The sequence below is a fragment of the Xenorhabdus griffiniae genome (genome assembly GCF_015163655.1).
Lineage (GTDB): Bacteria > Pseudomonadota > Gammaproteobacteria > Enterobacterales > Enterobacteriaceae > Xenorhabdus > Xenorhabdus griffiniae.
The window spans coordinates 1-1501 of sequence record NZ_JADEUF010000241.1; the positions used below are offsets into that span (position 1 = coordinate 1).

Sequence of the window (1501 nt, forward strand, 5' to 3'; positions counted from 1 at the left end):
CTAAACACATTCACGCCGATTTAATTATGGGGTAATCGTGACAATATGAAACCATTGGAATTAACAAATTTAAGATTCGATCGACTTTTGGTGATTAGTCCTGTTCCAGAAAAGCCCGGTAGATTTTGGAATTGCATTTGTGATTGTGGAAATAAAGTTCAAATTAGAGGGACTAGTTTAAAAAGTGGTAATTCCACATCTTGCGGGTGCAAATGGAATGATAATAGACCTACTAAACATAAAATGGCGAAGTCGAATGAATATTCTATTTGGTCAGCAATGAGACAGCGATGTGAAAATAAAAGAAACAAAGCATATCCATCTTATGGAGGTAGGGGAATAAGGGTTTGTGAAAGGTGGTCTGAATTCAAAAATTTTATTCAAGACATGGGAAGAAGGCCAAGCAAAAGCCATAGCTTAGATAGGATTGATAATAATGGGAATTATAGCCCTGACAACTGCAGGTGGGCGAAAAAATTAATACAAAGCAATAACACAAGAACAAATGTATTCATTACTATAAATGGAGTATCTATGACATTATCACAATGGGCTAGAATGCCAGAGTGTAATGTTCGCCCTCAAACTATCGGGAAAAGATTGCGCAAAGGATGGAGTGCTGAAGAAGCTGTTTTCACCAAAAGCGGAGCAATCCGCGAATCCGCCACGCTCCACGCCCAAGCGCTGATTGTTCTAACCGCTAAATAATCTAACCCCAAAAATCACAAATCGTTTTCACTAACGAGGGGCTGTTACATGCGTAACAACATGTTGGACGGGTGCGCAGTCGTACCCGCAAAACCACAGGCAGTCAGGAACCGGCGCGCATGGAAGCGCCGTCTCACACTACTCATTATCTCATTATTCGTATTTATTCCGGTTTAGCGGAGGGTAATATGTTGCCATCAATAAATTACAGTTATGTCCAACCAGAGGAACGGGTATTTAACGGACGAATCTATATCAATTATCACGATCTGGGTGATATGCAATTCAATATTCCATTCAAAGAGTTCGCCCTGCGTTCCGACCTCGATGTTAGCGAAATGCTGGAATACGCCAGAGTGCATTGTGATACAGAGCGTCTCGCGGAAGAGATGCAAAAGGCGGGTTTCAGCTATCGGGAGCTTATGGCTATCGCCCAGCATATGCATAAGGAGGCTGCATGAGTTACGACGATAACCAAGCCTATTGGGACGATGTTCGCAATAGAAATGACGATATTCGGGCGGCGTTAAATCGTCAGGAACGGCTGGAAGAGGATGAAGAATATCAGAACGCCCTTGCTGCGGATCTGGATAACCGAGCTAATGACCGACTGGGACAATTGCCGGATAACACATGGTCAGAGCTCATTAACACTCTGTTAGCCACCACCGGCGACAGACAGGATGAATTAATCGAAAAATACAACGAATGGCTATTTGATGTGTGTCGAGCAGTGGAGGAAGAACTACATGAAACCCGGTATCTATTATGACATTTCCAACGAGGATTATCA

General features: G+C 42.8%; 3 protein-coding genes. All 3 read left to right on the top strand.

The genetic code is table 11. From position 1 onward, the window contains the following. Window positions 1-534: 534 nt before the first annotated feature. On the top strand, window positions 535-708 hold the full coding sequence (locus IQ211_RS19170; protein WP_193836470.1) for a hypothetical protein: 174 nt from the start codon (window positions 535-537) through the stop codon (window positions 706-708). A gap of 71 nt (window positions 709-779) precedes the next feature. After that, window positions 780-1169 (top strand): hypothetical protein, encoded by a 390-nt coding sequence (locus IQ211_RS19175; RefSeq protein ID WP_193836471.1) that lies wholly within the window; start codon window positions 780-782, stop codon window positions 1167-1169. Further along, on the top strand, window positions 1166-1480 hold the full coding sequence (locus IQ211_RS19180; RefSeq protein WP_189761454.1) for a hypothetical protein: 315 nt from the start codon (window positions 1166-1168) through the stop codon (window positions 1478-1480). Before IQ211_RS19175 ends, IQ211_RS19180 begins: the two co-directional genes overlap by 4 nt. The last annotated feature ends 21 nt before the right edge of the window (window positions 1481-1501 follow it).

Bases quoted from the DNA above. Each gene is read 5' to 3' on its own strand.
- IQ211_RS19170 (WP_193836470.1), top strand. From the start codon at position 535: ATGACATTATCACAATGGGCTAGAATGCCAGAGTGTAATGTTCGCCCT.
- IQ211_RS19180 (WP_189761454.1), top strand. From the start codon at position 1,166: ATGAGTTACGACGATAACCAAGCCTATTGGGACGATGTTCGCAATAGA.